At 63.6% G+C, this 17,040-nt stretch carries 14 protein-coding genes; 3 read left to right on the top strand and 11 right to left on the bottom strand.

Annotated features, from left to right (window positions below):
- Positions 1 to 13 precede the first annotated feature (13 nt).
- On the bottom strand, positions 14 to 928 hold the full coding sequence (locus ACQS5P_RS21335; RefSeq protein WP_428938640.1) for a DNA-directed RNA polymerase subunit alpha C-terminal domain-containing protein: 915 nt from the start codon (positions 926 to 928) through the stop codon (positions 14 to 16).
- Between the two features lie 185 nt (positions 929 to 1,113).
- Positions 1,114 to 3,132: a beta-galactosidase gene (locus ACQS5P_RS21340; protein ID WP_428938641.1), complete on the bottom strand. Its 2,019-nt coding sequence runs from the start codon at positions 3,130 to 3,132 to the stop codon at positions 1,114 to 1,116.
- Positions 3,133 to 3,294: 162 nt separating this feature from the next.
- Between ACQS5P_RS21340 and ACQS5P_RS21345 the strand changes: the two genes are divergently transcribed.
- Positions 3,295 to 6,072, top strand: a complete 2,778-nt coding sequence (locus ACQS5P_RS21345) for a DUF4159 domain-containing protein (protein ID WP_428938642.1) — start codon at positions 3,295 to 3,297, stop codon at positions 6,070 to 6,072.
- 52 nt (positions 6,073 to 6,124) lie between these two features.
- Positions 6,125 to 6,970: a hypothetical protein gene (locus ACQS5P_RS21350; RefSeq protein ID WP_428938643.1), complete on the top strand. Its 846-nt coding sequence runs from the start codon at positions 6,125 to 6,127 to the stop codon at positions 6,968 to 6,970.
- Positions 6,971 to 7,004: 34 nt separating this feature from the next.
- Here the strand turns inward: ACQS5P_RS21350 and ACQS5P_RS21355 are convergent, their stop codons facing one another.
- The 6 genes from ACQS5P_RS21355 to ACQS5P_RS21380 form a co-directional block, all read right to left on the bottom strand.
- A complete protein-coding gene (locus ACQS5P_RS21355; RefSeq protein WP_428938644.1) occupies positions 7,005 to 7,475 on the bottom strand; it encodes a hypothetical protein in 471 nt (156 codons plus the stop codon).
- Between the two features lie 60 nt (positions 7,476 to 7,535).
- Positions 7,536 to 7,979: a hypothetical protein gene (locus tag ACQS5P_RS21360; protein WP_428938645.1), complete on the bottom strand. Its 444-nt coding sequence runs from the start codon at positions 7,977 to 7,979 to the stop codon at positions 7,536 to 7,538.
- Positions 7,980 to 8,138: 159 nt separating this feature from the next.
- Positions 8,139 to 9,296 carry a hypothetical protein gene (locus ACQS5P_RS21365; protein ID WP_428938646.1) on the bottom strand — a complete coding sequence of 386 codons (1,158 nt, stop codon included), beginning with the start codon at positions 9,294 to 9,296 and terminating at the stop codon, positions 8,139 to 8,141.
- A 42-nt stretch (positions 9,297 to 9,338) separates the two neighbouring features.
- Positions 9,339 to 10,130, bottom strand: a complete 792-nt coding sequence (locus tag ACQS5P_RS21370) for a cytochrome b N-terminal domain-containing protein (protein WP_428938647.1) — start codon at positions 10,128 to 10,130, stop codon at positions 9,339 to 9,341.
- Between the two features lie 28 nt (positions 10,131 to 10,158).
- Positions 10,159 to 11,235, bottom strand: a complete 1,077-nt coding sequence (locus tag ACQS5P_RS21375; RefSeq protein WP_428938648.1) for a Rieske 2Fe-2S domain-containing protein — start codon at positions 11,233 to 11,235, stop codon at positions 10,159 to 10,161.
- A gap of 156 nt (positions 11,236 to 11,391) precedes the next feature.
- Entirely contained in the window at positions 11,392 to 12,510 is a 1,119-nt protein-coding gene (locus ACQS5P_RS21380) for a HEAT repeat domain-containing protein (protein ID WP_428938649.1), read from the bottom strand.
- A gap of 247 nt (positions 12,511 to 12,757) precedes the next feature.
- Between ACQS5P_RS21380 and ACQS5P_RS21385 the strand changes: the two genes are divergently transcribed.
- Positions 12,758 to 13,585 (top strand): glycoside hydrolase family 16 protein, encoded by an 828-nt coding sequence (locus tag ACQS5P_RS21385; protein WP_428938650.1) that lies wholly within the window; start codon positions 12,758 to 12,760, stop codon positions 13,583 to 13,585.
- An 80-nt stretch (positions 13,586 to 13,665) separates the two neighbouring features.
- Here the strand turns inward: ACQS5P_RS21385 and ACQS5P_RS21390 are convergent, their stop codons facing one another.
- From ACQS5P_RS21390 to ACQS5P_RS21400, 3 genes are all read right to left on the bottom strand, one after another.
- Positions 13,666 to 14,664 (bottom strand): PEP-CTERM sorting domain-containing protein, encoded by a 999-nt coding sequence (locus ACQS5P_RS21390; protein ID WP_428938651.1) that lies wholly within the window; start codon positions 14,662 to 14,664, stop codon positions 13,666 to 13,668.
- A 111-nt stretch (positions 14,665 to 14,775) separates the two neighbouring features.
- Positions 14,776 to 15,633, bottom strand: coding sequence for a peptidoglycan recognition protein family protein (locus tag ACQS5P_RS21395; protein WP_428938652.1), 858 nt, complete (start codon positions 15,631 to 15,633; stop codon positions 14,776 to 14,778).
- A 262-nt stretch (positions 15,634 to 15,895) separates the two neighbouring features.
- Complete coding sequence (locus ACQS5P_RS21400) at positions 15,896 to 17,023, bottom strand: PfkB family carbohydrate kinase (protein WP_428938653.1); 1,128 nt, start codon at positions 17,021 to 17,023, stop codon at positions 15,896 to 15,898.
- Positions 17,024 to 17,040: the final 17 nt, after the last annotated feature.

The raw sequence follows: 17,040 nt of genomic DNA on the forward strand, positions 1-17,040 counted from the left end.
AGACCATGAGCCACTAGTCTTCCAGCTTCCGCAGCGAGAGTCCGAAGCTGGCGAGCTGTTGCTTGATTTCATTGAGGCTGGTGTGCCCGAAGTTCTTGCATCCGAGCAACTCATCCTCGGTGCGGCTGGCCAGCTCGCCCAGCGTGGTGATGTTGAGTCGTTGCAGCGCCTTTCTGCTGCGTACCGAAAGCTCCAGCTCGGTGACCGGTTTGTTGAGGATCTCCGGCGGGACGTTTCCGACCGTCACCGGCGGACGGCGAAGCGCCGCGGCGCCCGGCTGGCCCGGCTCCGCCGCCTGCCCAAGCCGCAATCCCTTGCTGGCCAGCAGCGTCTTGATCTCATTGAGGCTGGTCTCGCCGAAGTTCTTGTAGCTGAGCAGTTCCTGCTCGGTGGTGCGAAGCAGGTCTCCCAGCGTCCTGATGTTCATCTTTTTCAGGCAGTTTCGGCTGCGGACCGACAGCTCAAAATCGGTGATCGGGGTATTGAGCACGGCGTCGCGCTTATCGCCGCGACGATCGCTGTCCTCGTCGTAATACATCGAGCGGGCGCTTTCCACGTCCTTCATGTACAGCCGGGCCCGCTCGTGATTCGGGTTGGTCCGCAGCACCGCCTCCAGGCAGCGGTGCGCCTCCTCGTAGTGGTTGTTGTCCTCGTAGAGAATGGCCAGGTTGATCAGCGCGTTCAGGTGCACCGGCGGACTGGTACAGATCCGCTCGTACAGCTCGATGGCCTTGGCGTCTTCGGCGCGGCGGTCGTAGAGCACGGCCAGCCGGAAGATCGTCGGCTCGTGGTCCGGGTTCTCGTTCAGCGCCCGCTCGTAGAACTCCACCGCCTTTTCGTGATTGCCTTCCCTTTCGGCCTCCTGCCCGCGGCGGAAGTACTCCTCGGCGGCGCGTTCGTTGATCGACGTGACAGTCATTTCATTCATAGGCATGTGGCAACACTGGTTTAGTGGGTTCTGAAGCGTCAGCAGATTGCGGGTTTGGGCTTCCGGTTCGTTTCGGATTCACACGCAACGCACGGGAAAAACGCAACTGAACCGCAGATTGATATGCGGATAGTGCGCAACTGTCAACCGCCGCCGCCTTCGCCCCGCACCCGGCCGCGGCAAATTCAGGCCACCGCGTCGGCGGGCTGCTCGATGACTTTCAGGCCATACCCGGGCAGTTCGATATCCCTGATCCGCACCGGATCGGCGTTGAAGTTCATCAGGAAGACCCATCGTCGGGCGCCGTCGGTGCGGAAGGTGGCGGTGACTCCCGGCGGCAGGTCGGCGTCGATCGTCCGCCGCAGACCCAGCATCCGGCAGATCCCGCCGATCAGATCGTCGTTGAATCGCTCGTCGTTGCGCGAGGCCACGTAGTAGGCCCGGCCCTGACCGAATCGGTTGACCGTGACCGCCGGACGGTTGGCGTAAAAGTCCGAGCCGTACGTGGCCAGGACCTGTGCCCCTTCAGCGTGGATCAGCTCACAGAAGTGCCTGGCGGAATAAGTGCCATTCAGTCCCAGCTCATTGCCCGCCGCCGTCGCGATGACCGTCTGGTTCTTGTGGTTGGGCAGGGCATCCAGCTCCTCTGCCCAGATGCCCAGCAGGCTGCGCAGCGGCCCGGGAAATCCGTTCAGGAAGCACAAATCGTTCTCATCGACGTAACCGGTGAAGTACGTGGTGAGGAAGGTTCCGCCGTTCTGAACGAAGCGGATGATTCGCTCGGCCACGCCGGGGCGGATCATGTACAGCATTGGCGCGATCACCAGCTTGTATCTGGACAGGTCCTGATCCATGTCGATGCAGTCGGCGGGGATGCCCCGCCGCCACAGCGGCTCGTAGTGCGCCAGACACGTGGGGTGATAGTCCTTGTCGGCGTTTCGCGGCCCGGATTCCATGTCGATCATCCAGCGGTTTTCCCAGTCGTAGATGATCGCCGCCTCGACGGGCGTGGTCGTGCCGATCAGGTCGCGCAGCTTTTTCAGTTCTTCCCCGACCTCCTGCACATCGCGGAAGACCCGTGTCTTTTCAGCGCCCTGCTGGTAGTGATCGACGACCGCGCCATGAAACTTCTCGCAGCTCCCGCGGCTCTTTCGCCACTGGAAGTACATCACCGCGTCCGAGCCGTGCGCCACAGCCTGAAGCGAGGAAAGCCTGTGCATGCCCGGCCGCTTCAGCGGCGCCACCGGCGCCCAGTTCTGCTGGCTGGGAGTGGATTCCATCAGCACGAACGGCTTCTGCTTCATCGAGCGGTTCAGGTCGTGAGTGAAGGCGGTGGCAACGGCCGTCTTCCACTCCGGCTGTTCGGTATGCCATCGCGGGTAGCTGTCCCAACTGATCACGTCCAGGTGCGGTGCGAACTTCCAGTAGTTCAGCCCGGTGTAGAAGCCCATCATGTTGATGGTCACGGGCACATCCGGGGTGATCCTCTTCAGCGGCGCTATCTCGTTGAGCATGAAATCGACGGTCTGGTCGGTGACGAAACGCTTCCAGTCCAGTGCCAGCCCGTGCACGCTGGCGTCGATGGCGTCAATCTGCTCCCAGTCGGTGAAGGTGTGGCTCCAGAACCGCGACCACCAGGCCTCGTTGAGCGCATCCAAGGTTTTGTACTTGTTTCGCAGCCACTGGCGAAAGGCCGCCTTGCACAGCGGGCAGTGGCATTCCCCGCCGTATTCATTGGAAACGTGCCACATCACCAGGTTCGATCGCCTGCCGTAGCGTTCGGCCAGCTTCGTGTTGATGATGGTCGTTTTCTCGCGATAGACCGGAGACGTGTAGCAGTGGTTATGCCGACCGCCCTGCGGCTCGCGCGTGCCGTCCGGCTTGCAGCGGCGGATCTCGGGATACTTGATGGCCATCCAGTTGGGCTTGGCTCCGCTGGGAGTGGCCAGGCACGCGCCGATCCCGTTGCGCTCGAGCTTGTCGAAAACGGTGTCCAGCCACCCGAAGTCGAACTCCCCCTCGCGGGGTTCGAGCATGCTCCAGGAGAAGATTCCGATGCTGACGATGTTGCAGTTGGCCAGCTTCATCAGCCGGATGTCTTCATCCCAGACCTGTGGCGTGCTGATCCACTGTTCGGGGTTGTAATCGCCGCCGTGAAACAGGTGCGGGAACTTCGGATTGACCGGCCCATAGCGCAGCGTCATGGTAGAATTTCCTTTCGACTCGAGGTCGGTTAGCTTTATCCTTCCGGGGGCAATGTGATATGCGATGATTCCCGCCGGTGCAACGATGGATGATGCCTCGGTGGTGGAAATGCTGCCGCCGGACGCGCAGCACAGGCGAGGTCCCCAGCGACACACCCGTTTATGCCCAGATTGACTTGTCAGAACTGCGGGACTCCGGTGCAGGTTCAGGGGCTGGCGGCGATCTGCCCTGAGTGCGGCCTGCTGGTGAGCGTGGGGCAGGAGACGGCGGCGCAGATTGATCCGGTGAGTGCCGCCGAGACGCAGTACCAGCCACCGCCACTGCCGCGGCAACCGGATACGGCCCGCATCAACCGCGCGATCTACTGGATCATGGGATCGGTGATCGCGTTGGTGTTGATTCTGGTGGGGACGCTGATCGTGTTGGTGGCCATGCGGCGTGGTGGCACCGCGGCGCCCGCCCCGCCGCCGGCGCCGCTCGCGGTGGCACCGGCGCCCAAGCCACGAGCGGCTGCTGAACCGCAAGGCTCGGAGTGGTTTTCAGAAAAGCCCGGCCCGGAACACGGCCCGGGCGATGCGACCGCGCGACCCCCGGCGGCCGCCATTGCGCCGGGCCAACGCAGCACAATTGAACCTTCGACAACGCCGCCAGCCTCCGAATCCGCCGCCGACGCCGCCGCGCCACCACCCGCCCCGCCGGTTACGCAGCCTAAGCCCGCCCACCCTCACGCGGCGCTGGCAGCCCTCAAACCAGGACAACCCGATCCGGACCGCTCGCGGCGGCTCACGGACGAACAGATCGGCGATGCCCTCAAACGAGGTCTCGCCTGCCTCGAATCGCAATTCTCCAAAACCCGACTGAAGGATGCGGACCAGTGGGATCCGGAGACCTTCGCCGGGCTGAACGCGCTGGCGGTGTACGCGCTGCTGCACGCCGGGCAGAGTGTGGGTGATCCGCGTTTTGGCCCGCAGAGCGAGCTGGTCAAGGGGCTTCTGGACCGGCTGAAGGAGTATCCGATGAATGGCAACCGCGCGACCTACTCGCGCTCATTGCGGATCAGCGCCCTGGGCGTGTACAGGCGTCCACAGGATCGGGCGACGATGGAGGCCGACCTCCAGTGGCTGCTGCGGGCGTCGCGAGGCGGGGCCTACACCTACGAGATGCCCCCGCCGCAGCGCAGCCGCGACGACAACGTCTGGGACAACTCCAATTCGCAGTACGGCGCGCTGGGCGTCTGGGCCGCCGCCGACGCCGGGCTGCGCGTCCCGGCCAGTTTCTGGAGCGATGTGGAGCAGCATTGGACAGCGACGCAGACCCACTCCGGCGGATGGGGCTACGGGCCCGGTGCGACCTCGGCCACGCTCTCGATGACTGCCGCCGGCATCACCATGCTCTTCGTCGCACGCGATCAGCTTGCCATCGAAGCCGGCGCGTCTCAGAGCTACCTGCCGTTGTCCAGGGCGATCAGCCGCGCCCTGGAGTGGCTGGACGAAGGCGACAACGCCGTCAACATCGGTGCTCATCCCGGCTACACGTACTATGGTCTTGAGCGGGCGGGGCTGGCGTCGGGGTACAAATACTTCGGCACGCACGACTGGTATCTGGAGCTGGCGCAGCGCCTCATACGCGAGCAGCGAGACGACGGCGGCTGGGACGGCACCGACGGACGCATCGCCGAAACCTCCTTCGCCCTGCTTTTCCTGGCCCGAGGACGATATCCGGTCTTCATCACCAAGCTGCGTTTCGACGGCAACTGGAACAACCGCCCGCGCGATATCGCCGTGCTCACGCGCTTCGCCTCCCAGCAGTTCGAGCGAACGCTGAACTTTCAGGTAGCCGACATCCAGCGCAACTGGTGGGAATGGTCTGATTCCCCGACCCTGTTCATCAGCACCGACCGCCCGCCGCAGTTTGCCGATGCCGACGTGCAGAAGATCCGCGATTTCGCGCAGGCCGGCGGGATCGTCTTCACGCACACCGAGCGCAACTCCGAGGAAGTGAACCGCTTTTTCGCGGACCTTGCACGGCGGGCGTTTCCCGAGCATCCGTTCGAGAGACTTCCGGAAGATCACGAGATTTACTCTGTCGTGTTTCCGATCGAAAGCCCCAGGCCGCCGCTGATGGGCGTGAGCAACGGCGTGCGGCTGCTGATGGTCCACTCGCCGACGGAGCTGAGCCGCCATTGGCAGCCGTTCCCCACCAGATCGCAACGGGTGCATTCGGAGCTGGCGATCAACATCGCCGCCTACTCCGCGGGGCGGCGCGAGCTGCGGAACCGACTGGCCTCACTCTACGTGCCCGAGCCGGACGCTATGCCCATTGGCACGGTGCCGCTGGCGCGGCTGAAATTCGACGGAAACTGGGACCCCGAGCCCGCCGCCTGGCCGAGAATGGCCAGGATCTTCCAGAGTCAGACCGGCATCGCGTTACGGCTGGAGCCAACGGACATTTCAGATCTGCGGTATGAGATGGCGCCCATCGCGCACCTCACCGGGCTGGGGGATTTCAATCCGACACAGGCGGAGATTGATGCGCTGCGGGTCTTCGTGGTGCGGGGCGGAGTGCTGCTGATCGACGCGGCGGCGGGAAAGCGGCAGTTCGCCGACGCGGTGGAACAGAAGCTGCTCCCGCGAATGTTTGCGGAGGCGAGTCTGGCGCCGCTGGCGAGCGATGACCCAATCCTCAGCGGCGTCTTAGCCGGCAGCTATGACCTGCGCGAGCCGCTGCTTCGCGCGGGAACGACCCGACCTTCGACCGCTCGCCAGATCCAGTGCATGCGTGCCGGCGCCGGACTGATCCTGTATAGCCGGCTCGATCTTACCACGGCATTGCTTGGCTCGAACACCATCGGCATCGAAGGCTATTCCCCGCAGTACGCGCAGCGATTCGTGCATAACCTGGTGCTCTGGACAATCGCACGGATCGCCCGGCAACAGTAAGATCGCCAGCGAGAAGTGCTGGTCGCAACAATTGGCCCGCTCAGGCGTGATGATGTCGTACCGGCAACCGCAACCTCCCTATGGGCGCGATTTCTGGCCGCGGATGCGCAGGCCGGACATCGCCGCCGACTTCGACTTTGATCGCCCCTGCGGCAACTGCGGGTACAACCTTCGCGGTCTGCCGCTGGATGCCCCCTGTCCCGAGTGCGGGTCGATCGGCGGGATCAATACCTCGGATGACACCATCTCCTGGGACGAACAGCAGACGCTGGGCAGCTTCCTGGGCACGACTGGCCTGGTCATGTTCGCGCCGCACAGATTCGGCAAGCTCGTCTGGAGTCCGGTCCGCTTTGGCGCATCGCCGGCCCGGCTTTACCGCCGCATCGTGCTGATCATCGCCAGCGCCTGCCTGTGCGTGGTCGCGTTCGCGTTGACGCACCGGGCCGTGGGCGTGGCGGCGGCGCTGTGGGCCTTGCCCTTCGACATCGCCGCCATCGTCGTCTGGCTCAATTCCGTTTCTCTGGAGCCGATCGCGTTCATCAGGGGGACCAACTCGCCGGTCGTCCGCCGCGCAGAAACGCTCGCCCACTATGTCGCCGCCCCACTGATCCTCTCGCCGCTGCACCTGCCGTTGCTGGCGTTCACCACGCCGCTGGTGCCGGCAGGCGAGGGCGGGTGGCTCGTCGCCGCCGGCGTTCATCTGATGATGCTTTTCGGGCAACTGCTGCTGGGAACGATTGCGACTGGATGGATGTTTTACGAGCTGGTCGATGCCACGCCCACTCGTGCGATGGGGTTCACGCTGGGGCGGACGCTCACCGGCATCAGCGCCGCGATCCCGATGCTGCTGGGCGTGCCGGCACTGGCGGCGCTGGCGGCGAAGGCGCTGGCGGGATAACTCAGGCGCGGCAGTTGATCCTGGTTCCCCCCCACTATCGCCACACCTGCGTCGCCTCGAACGCCTGATCCGCCCGCCGCCGGCCATTTCCGCCGGCCGGGCCTTCCGACAGCGGCTTGAAGTCGCCACGGATCGCCTTCAATGCGTACCGTTCGGCGGCGATTTCCCTTTCGGTGCGGAAGCCCAACCGTCGGAACAACGGCAGCAGCGGATAATACCCCTGCACCGCGTGCATCAACACCATGCTCTGAGCGAACAGCGGCAGGATGAGCCACTTGCGGCCGAACAGCGCGCCCATCAGCAGACCAAACAGCGTCACGGTCGGCGCTTCGGTTTCGATCAGCCGCTCGATGTCCCATTCTTCATCCAGCTCGCGCAGACGCGACTCGATCAGCTCGGGGTGCATCGCGTAGAACGCGATCCGCCGCTCGGTCTGGCGATGCAGCTCGGAATCGACCTGCTCGGAGGTGTTGAGTCGAACTCGATCGGAGGTGGGGGTTGGCATGGTTGAACTCCTGACTATTCGGATCGATTCACTGCTGAGTTGCGCTGCGGGCAAACACGATCACCGCTCGGCGGCGAGCAGTGCTGCTTCTCCCTGTGCCTGCGGGCCGAAATCCCCGCGCAGCGCCTTAAGGGCGTGCCGCTCGGCCTCGATTTCCGCCTGCGTCCGCACGCCGGCGCGACGCAGCAGCGGCAGAGGCGGGCACCAGCCCTGGATACCGTGCTGAAGGAAAAACCCCTGCACCGCCAGCGGAAGGATCAGCCATTTCCGTCCCCGCAGGATCGACAGCACGATCCCCGCCAGCGACAGCGCCGCCGAGTTCAGTTCCAGCCATCGCTCCACATCCCACTCCTGATCCAGTTCCCGCAGGCGCTGATCGATCAGTTCGGGATGCTCGGCGTAGTAGGCGATGTTGGCGTGGGTTTGACGACGGATCCGCTCATTGATCTGGGGTTCGGTCTGTTGCTGCACACGGTGGATAGAGGTGGCGACGGTGGCAGCCATGGACAAACTCCTTTCTGCGATGTATCCGGCATCGCAACGTGCGACTGCGTCGCCCGCGCGACTCGCGGCACCCATGCAGGCTACCCTCGCGTGCATCGCAGCGCCTACGGGGAATCCGCCCGGCCGAAGGCGCAAGGCCGGCCCGCCGCCCCGGGGCGATCAAAGATTTGCATTGAACTCCGGCAGGTAAATGAAGTACTTGAGGTTGAACAGCCAGCGGAGCACCATCTTGATCGGCATCATCGCCATCAGCAGCAGCAGGAAGACCATGATACTGTAGCGGATGCCGCCCATCTGCTCGTACATGCGCTTGAAGACGGTGAAGCGCAGAATCGCCGGCAAAACAAACAGATACACCCCCACCAGCAGGATTCCCAGCCACTCCCGCACCAGCCAGTGCGGCAATGCGGGGATCGGATTGTCGTCGGCGGTGGGCCGGCCACGATCCATGATCTGATTCCAGAAGACGTTGCTGATGTCGCGGTTGTTCAGCGCTTCGGCCTTGTGCGGATCCCAGAACTCGTAAGGGCCGAAAAAGCTCCAGTTGGGGCCGCGCAGGAACGTGCCGAAAAAGATCAGCACCACCCAAAGGATCAGGAACCCGAAGAGCCAGGTGACGATGGCGAAGGGGCGCTGGCGGATCGTGTAGTAGCCATTGCCTCGCGGGTTGGTATCCAGGTACGGCAGGGCAATTAATCCGAAGATGATCAACCCGGGATAGACCACCCCGGCCATCCACGGATCGAAATACACCAGCATTTCCTGAAGCCCCAGAAAGTACCAGGGAGCCTTGGCGGGGTTGGGGGCGTAGCCCGGATTGGCGGGCTGTTCCAGCGGCGCCTTGGCCACGATCGCCCAGACCGTCAGCCCCGCAGTGGCCAGCACCAGGCAGATCAGCTCCGTGTACACCAGGTCCGGCCAGACCAGCACCTTGTCGTCGCGATCCTCTTCCAGCAGCGGATGCCCGGCGGCCAGTCGCTGGTCGTTCAGCGCCGCTCGCCTGAACGCCAGCCAGATGCACAGCATCACGCTGATCACCATCATGGTGATCGGGACGTTGTCGGGCTTGGCGACGATCTTGCGGAAGTTCTCGTCGGCCATCGATCCGAAGTAGCCGAGGATGAACAGCCCGAAGATCACGCCGAAGATCCAGGGTCGGGTCCACCACTTGTAGAGGATGAACATCAGGGCGAAGACGACGATGGAGATGGTGATGAACGGCGCCGGCCTGGTGGCGGCGTTGACCGCTTCCTTGAGCGTGTCGAAGAAGCCGCCGCTGGCGGCGACGAATGGGAAAACGGAGACTGAGGCAATCATGTGGCAGTTCCTGCGCGTCGCTGCGCCCTGCGCGGTTCACGTTCACATCGGCCCGGAGATTCCGCCGTCCTTGCGGATCCGCCAGAAGTGCACGGCGATCAGCACGCTGACGATCAGCGGGAGAAAGACGCAGTGCAAAACGTAGAAACGCAACAGCGCGTTTTCTCCGACGAATGTGCCGGCCAGCAGAAAGAACCGCGCGTCGCTTCCGGCGTGAATCATCGGCACATCGGTTCCGGGGAACATCATCACCTTCGCGAAAGGCCCGCCGGCGCCGACCAGCGGCGTGGCCTTGGCCATGTTGCTGCCCACCGTGATCGCCCAGATTGCAAGCTGATCCCACGGCAGCAGATACCCCGTGAAGCTCAGCAGCATCGTCAACACCAGCAGGATCACGCCCACGCCCCAGTTGAACTCGCGTGGCGGCTTGTACGAACCGGTGAGGAACACGCGCATCATGTGCAGCCAGATTGCGATGATCATCGCATGTGCGCCCCAGCGATGGATCTCGCGCAGCACCCCCAGCGTGATGTGCGCACGCAGGTCCTGGATGTCCTGATACGCGTACTCAATCACCGGGCGGTAGTAGAACATCAGCAGCACGCCACTGACCGTTTCCGCCAGGAACAGAAAGAACGTCAGCCCGCCCATGCACCAGGTGAAGCTGAGGCGGATGCCGCTTTTTCGCACGGCCACGGGATGCAGGTGCAGAAAGACGTTGGACATGATCGCCATGACGCGCGTCCGCCGATCGCGCGGCACGCCATGGCGGAAGATCGAGTTCCAAACCTGCGAATTGCGAATGTAATCGAGCGGTGCGCTGATCAGGCCCATAGTTCTTGAAGGATGATCCTTTCCTCCATCACGCCAGTGGCAGGTAGCTCTCGGGATTGTCCCACTCGCCCAGCTCCTGTCGGAAGATCTTGCTCTTGTCCACAACGACATACCCATCGGCATCCCTGGAGATGGCGAAGCGCTCCAGCGGACGAGGCGTGGGCCCCTCGAAGTTGATGCCGTTGGGGTAGTATCCCGACCCGTGACACGGGCACTTGAACTTGTTTTCTCCCGCCAGCCAGTTGGGAATGCACCCCAGGTGGGTGCAGACGGTGTTCAGGGCGATCAGCTTCTTTTCGTCGGCCAGGTTCACCAGCCAGATTTCATTGGGCTTATACTGTTCGTACACACCGGGCAGTGCGAACTCGTCCAGGCGCCCGACGCGGTAGATCTTCTTGGGTTCCTTCAAGACCTTTGGGGCAAAGAAATCCTGGAACATCCCGGCGAAGGTGACGCCGACGGCGGCGATCGTGCCCCAGGCCACCGCCAGGGCGAAATTGAACTGTCGGCGGGTGATGCGTCCGGTCCTGGCGGTCGCCTGTCGCACCCGCTCGGCCAGCGGGATCGCCGGCTGATACGCCCCCCCCGCCGCCAGCATCGCCAGACGCTGATCCGCAGGCGCGTTCCGCGGCAACTGCACGGCGCGAAGAATCTGCTCGGCCTGGTTGATTTCAGGACTGCGGCGAATGGTGGAGGCAAGTCCGGCCGACAGCGACGGGCTGATCCGGCTGGTGGAAAGCAGCGCCTGCCATTTGGGATCGGCAGGCCCCAGCGGCGCGGGCGCCTTGGCCGCCGGGGCGCGGGCATGAGTCTCCGCCGCGCCGCCCGCCGCGGCGGGTCCGCCGGCCGGCTCGGCTGTCCACGGCGCCGGGCCTTCAACCTCCCGGGTCTCGACCTTGATCACCTCGACGGGGCAACCCTCCATCGCGGTGATGATCGACGGAGTCAGCGGACGCAGAAAATCCGCGCTTTGTGCCTGAGGCCGGATGACACAGGTCTCTTCCTGAACATCGAACACTTCCGGGCAGTCGTTCTCGCAGGAATCGCAGACGATACAGCCCGGGGCGATCCAGACCTTGGTGACGATCGTGTGGGTTTCGGGCATATCCGCACTTCCGGCCTGAAGGGTGACGCACGGAATCTAAATAGATTCAGTCTCATTCGCAATAGGATTGTTATGATTTGCCAAATAAAGACTTACGTCTCCGAAGAGCGATCGTCTGCCATATTTTGCTGCAGATTGGCGTCTACGACGATTTGATCACTGCGGTGCGAGGCCGTGTTCGGCGGCGGCTGCGTTGAGCAGCTCCACCGCCGCGGCACGAACCCTGGGCGAAGGATCGCTCTGGGCGATTTGCCGCAGACGCGACTGAACCGCGGCAACCTCCAGCTTCCGCGCACCCAGCATGGTGTTGATCAGGATCCTTTGCTGTTCCTGATCGCTGAGCCTGCGGAACGATGGATTCTGCGGATCGCTCTCGCGATCGTAGTATTCCAGCTTCGACAGCTCCTGGCGGCTGAGAAGCTTTAAGATCGTGTCGGCGACTTCGGGCTGGTTGAGCTGGGCCAGCGACAGCGCGGCGCTCCAGACCAGCTCGACGTGTCGCGGATCGCTTTCGCGCATGGCAGCGCGCAGGGCTTCGATCGCGCGAGGATCGCGCGCAGGTTCCGCCAGCGGCCCCAGCGCGGTGGCGGCGGCGATGCGCACGTCGATGTCCTCGCGCGGGTCGCTCAACTTCTGCACCAGCTTCGGCAGCGCCTCGGAGGCTTCGGGGTGAGCCGACAGATATACCGTCGCCAGCACCGCCGCCTTCCGCGTCGCCAGCTCGGGTGCGTCGGAGTACTTCAGCAGCGTGGCCAGAGTCTTGCGGCGGGATTCGATCGCCTGCGGCGAGTTCATCTCCGCCTGTGAAGGATGCTTCTGCCAACTGCGTCCCAGCGCCAAGAGCACGAAGTGCTGGACTTCGCCTTCGTGGGGCTGGGTGTGGTTTTCCAGGATGTCGATGAGCTGCGACGACAGTGCGATCCGATCCGCCTGGCTCAGCCCCTGCGGCGACTTCATTTTGTCCACGAGGGTCTTGGCGTCGAGGTAGCGTTGCTTGGCGGCCGGGCCGACCAGCCAGTTGGCCGTCCGTTCGCCGCCCGGTGCTCGCAGTCGCCGCAGCGCCTCTTCCATGCTTGGCTCGCGCCCCGCCAGCAGACCGATCACGAACATCACCCCCACCGCCACGGATACGATCAGCAGCGGGATCACAAACAGCCGCACGATCAGCTTCACGCCCGGCGGCTCGAGCGTTTCGCTTGCGCTGAGCGGTTGCTGCGGTGCGGACGACGCGCTCAGCTCCTTCCGCACATCCGACGGCATGGGCAATTGCGACATGGGTTCAGCACGATTCTTGTGGACGTGATAGGGTGCTGTCAAACCCATAGCCAGTCCGCATGACCAGTGCCATTCATTTCGCCGCCCGCAAGCGACACACCCGCAGGCCGGCCTTTGCAGGCCGGCCTGGTCGGTGGCGGCATCCCGACACACCTGGGAGATTCAAGGCGCAGGCGATGTTCGGTACGCGCAGGTCCCCGTGTGCCTTCGCGTCGCTTTCCGGGGCCGATCGGGTATCATCCTCACGATGAGCTTGATCCTGCTTACCGTGGGCGCCATGCTGGCGGCGGCGACAATGCCCGCTTCCGGGCCGTCTCATTCGGCCGGCTGGAAGCTGGTATGGGCCGATGAATTTGACGTGCCGGGGGCGCCGGACCCGGCCAGGTGGAAGTATGAAGTCGGCTACATCCGCAATCGCGAATCGCAGTATTACACCGATGGTCGCCAGCAGAACGCACGCGTCGAAGACGGATGCCTGGTGATCGAGGCCAGGAAAGAGCATTACCCAATCCCCGGCAAACCGGACACGTTCGCCGAATACACCTCCGCCAGCCTGCACACGCGCGGCCGGGCACAGTGGCTCTACGGACGTATCGAGGTTCGCGCCAAGCTGCCCACCGGGCGCGGCACCTGGCCTGCCATCTGGATGCTCTCGGATTCGATCTCGACGGTGGGTTGGCCGGCGTGCGGGGAAATCGACATCATGGAAAATGTCGGCTACGACCCGCACAAGATTCACGGCACGGTGCACACCCGCGCCTACAACCACACCAAACGCACGGAAAAGGGCGGATCCATCACCATCGACCGGCCCTACGACGATTTCCACGTCTACGCCATCGAGTGGGACCCGCAGAAGATCGACTTCTTCGTGGATGATCAGAAGTACTTCACTTTCAACAACGACGGCCAGGGCAATGCCGACACCTGGCCGTTCGATCAGCCCTTTTTCCTGAAGCTTAATCTGGCGATCGGAGGGATGTGGGGCGGCCGGCGTGGAATCGATGACAGCATCTTCCCGCAAAAGTTTCTGATCGATTACGTGCGCGTGTATCAACGTACACCGCAGCCGTAGCGCAAAAAAACTCCCGGCTGGGGAGTCGGTTAGCCGGGAGCGAGAGATCAAACTGCTACAACATACCACACAACCGCCGGTCAGGCGCGGCGACGACGACCCAGCGCCAGACCTGCCAGGCCGATCAAGCCCAGCGACGCCGGCTCGGGGATCAGCTCAACCCGGAAGTTGGTGATGTCCACCTGCGAGGCGGTGGTGTTGCTGGACATGCGGAAGAACAACTGATCGAAGTTGAGGTAGATGCCCTGGCTGCCGGGCAGCAGGCCGCTGCCGATGGCGGTGCCTCCGAAGGCCGTGCCCGTGTCGCTGACCGTGTAGGTGGACAGGACGGTCGAGCCCTGGCGCAGCGACGCGGTGACGTCAAGCTGAGAAGACGAGACGACGCTGAGCGAAAGCTCCAGCGTGTATTCGGTGTTGGCCGCGACGGCAACTGGTGCCCCGCCGGTCGGCGCGAACGTATACGCCCCGCCGCTGCCAAGCAGGCTTGTGTTGCTCGTGGTGCGCTTGCCGACCTGGAACAGCGCCGTGGTGTTGGTGGGGTTGCTGTTCAGCGGAATCTGCACGGCATATCCCAGCGCATCGGTCCAAGGCGCCGTGCCGCCTCCGCCGTCGCTGTTGACGTCAACCTGCACCCGCGGGTCGGTCGGATCGTGGAAGATGCCGAAGCGGAAATCGCGCCCGGCACTGCCCGGGTTGTTGGTCGCCCCGTTGGGCAGCCGGAACGACATCGATGCGTTGAGGATTTCCCCAACGTTGAGTTGCGTGACGGCATTGTGGGGCTGATTGCCATCCGGCACACTCAGGTCGGCGGTGAAATAGGTCCAGTTCTTCCGCGAGCTGGTGCCCATGATGTTCTGGAGTGCGCCCGGCACGACCGAGAAGCTGCCTCCATCGGAACCGGAGACGCCGACGTAGACGGCCGACTCGTTGGGCAGATTGGTTTCCAGGCGACTGCCATCGGTAAACGAATCGTTCAGCAGGACGGCGCCGAAGCTGAGGCAGGCCATCGACGACACGACCCCCGCCGTCGCCAATGACATAACGCGCGCCGTGAGGCGCGAGCGGAGCAGATGCTGCATTTTCTCTCTCCTCTCCGTGGTTGGGACGTGAGCGGTACCGGCTCAATCAGCCCTGTACCCGATGTACTAGTTCTTACCTGTTGACAGGGACTGGGACTAGGGAATTGTATTTCATTCTTGCATCTTCGTTTTTAGAAAATGCGTCAGACTTCCAGGGTCTGGTGCGGATGCGTGAGAAGCCAGGCTTGCAGGAACAGGCGTCGCTGCGGCACCCGAGAGCGGCGGGTTGGCGGCAGAGTCCGGCCCCGCCGCCAATCCTTCTGCCGCCTCCTGTCCATTCACCTGCCCCGACCCCGCCAGCATCTGCGCCGCCATTCGCCGAACCTGCGCCACATTCAGATTCCGGCCCGGGCAGTCGGTCGGCTTGGTGTCTCGATGCCCCAGCACGTTACCGGCCGGAATGTGATAGGTTCGCATCAGCCAGGCCGTCAGTTTCGCCAGGGATTGCATCTGTTGAGCAGTTGGGCGTTCGATATCGAAATTGCCGACCAGGCAGATGCCGATGCCGTAGTCATTGAAGCGGTTGTCGGCGGTCTTGGCATGGGCACCCCACTTCTGCTTGAGCCATCGCGGCCCGACCTCGATCTGTCCATTGCCGCTGTCGGTGCCGTTGCCGATGACAAAGTGGTATCCCAGCTCGTCCCAGCCCTTGTCGCGGTGCATCTTGTCGAAGACCGCAGCCGAGCCGGCGGGCGTGGCACTGTGATGGATGACGATCCATCGCCACTCCCGCGGCGACGTCGGGGGGATCCAGCCCCGCTCACCACCCGGACCGCTGGATCGCGCCAGCGGCGGCGAAGCACTGGCCTGAGGTCTGGCAACCACCGGCGGCGCAGCAGGCGGCGCCGTCACCACCGGGCCGCTGAAATTAGGCGGCGGCAGGTGCTCAACCACCCCCTGATTCGACCGGCAACCAATCAGCATCGACGCGATGGACCACACCACCGCGGCCAACGGCAGTTTCCTCACGCCGCAACTACTGATGCTGACTTGCCACAACAACGGAAAGGAATCTGCGATCCGTGCCATCCCTGGCCTCTTGCGTGAAGGTGTCGTGGATCCCACTGGCGAACCGCTGTGGGCCGATTCCGTCCAGCCCGCCGCCAGCTTCAGGTCACTGTTTTATCGGATCACTCGGCTCAATTCCAGCACGTGCGCCCATAGCCATCCGCTCGAACCCTCGTGCTGTGGCAGGGCCAAGCTCAACGGACCGGCAGAGGCACGGGCAAGGCTACGCCTGGGGCGGCGGAAGCTCCTTGACGAACTCGGCGAGCTGCTGGGCCGTTGGACTTTCGCCGCTGCGCACGTAAAAGCCGCTGGTCGCCACGCCCAGACACAGACATTCTTCCAGGCTGAAGCCCAGCACGCGTCCCAGACAAAAGCCGGCGTTGAAATGGTCGCCAGCGCCGGTGCTGATCTTCGGCTGCTTGACGAACGGTCCCTTGAAAGTGGCCGAATGCTGTTCGGTGGCGGCGGCGGCCGATCGGCGGGGGTGGATCACCACGCACGCCAGCTTCAGCTTCTCACGGATTGCCCGCGCGTTGTCTTCGATCGCCGCCTCCGGGTCGCCGCGTCCGCTCAGCCCCAGCACGTCGGCGATCTCGATGCTCTCCTTGAGGTTCAGCCCCAGCGTTACATCCACCTGATCCTGAAAGCGGCTCAGCAGGCGCAGCGCATCCAGGATGTCGCTGGCGGTGCGCTTCTCCGGATCGGCCAGGTCCACGAACAGATGCCGCGAGTGCCGCTCGTTGCCGGGAATGATCTCATCCAGCAACTTGGCCCAGATCCGGCTCATGTACGGCAGCATCGTCCAATTGACCATGCCGATGAGTTGTGAGCCGTCGATCAGTTGTTTGAGCCTCTCGCGGCCCACGCGGTTGACCAGATTGTCCCAGTTGACTTCGCACAGGCTTTCGTGCTTGCCGAGCATCAGCTTGCCGTCTTCAAACTCCAATGCATCGGTGTGTCCCGGCTCGGCGATGCTGATGACTTTGGCGCGTCTGGCGAACTCCTCGAAAACCGGATGGATCTTGGGGTAGCCAAGGTTGCCGATGTACGTCACATCCAGCCCCATGCACGCCAGCGCGTTGGCCATGATCGGCCCGTTGCCCCCTAGCTTGCGTTGCTTGACGACCAGCTCGTAGTTGCTGGACTGCCCTGCCGCCTGCTGGATCTTCCGCGCCAGCGCTTCGATCGTGCGCACCGGCTCGTAGTGAGACGTGTCATGTCGCTTGTCAACGACCTCGACGATCTCATCGACGAACCCGTCCAGCCCGATGGTGGCCCTGATGTGCTTGAGCCTCGGCAGGGCATCCAGAAGCTTGGCACTGGTCAGCGCGCAGATCTGTTCGCGAGTCATGCCGGATAGTCTAGCAA

Source organism: Fontivita pretiosa (assembly GCF_050410795.1).
GTDB classification, from domain to species: Bacteria; Planctomycetota; Phycisphaerae; order Tepidisphaerales; family Tepidisphaeraceae; genus Fontivita; species Fontivita pretiosa.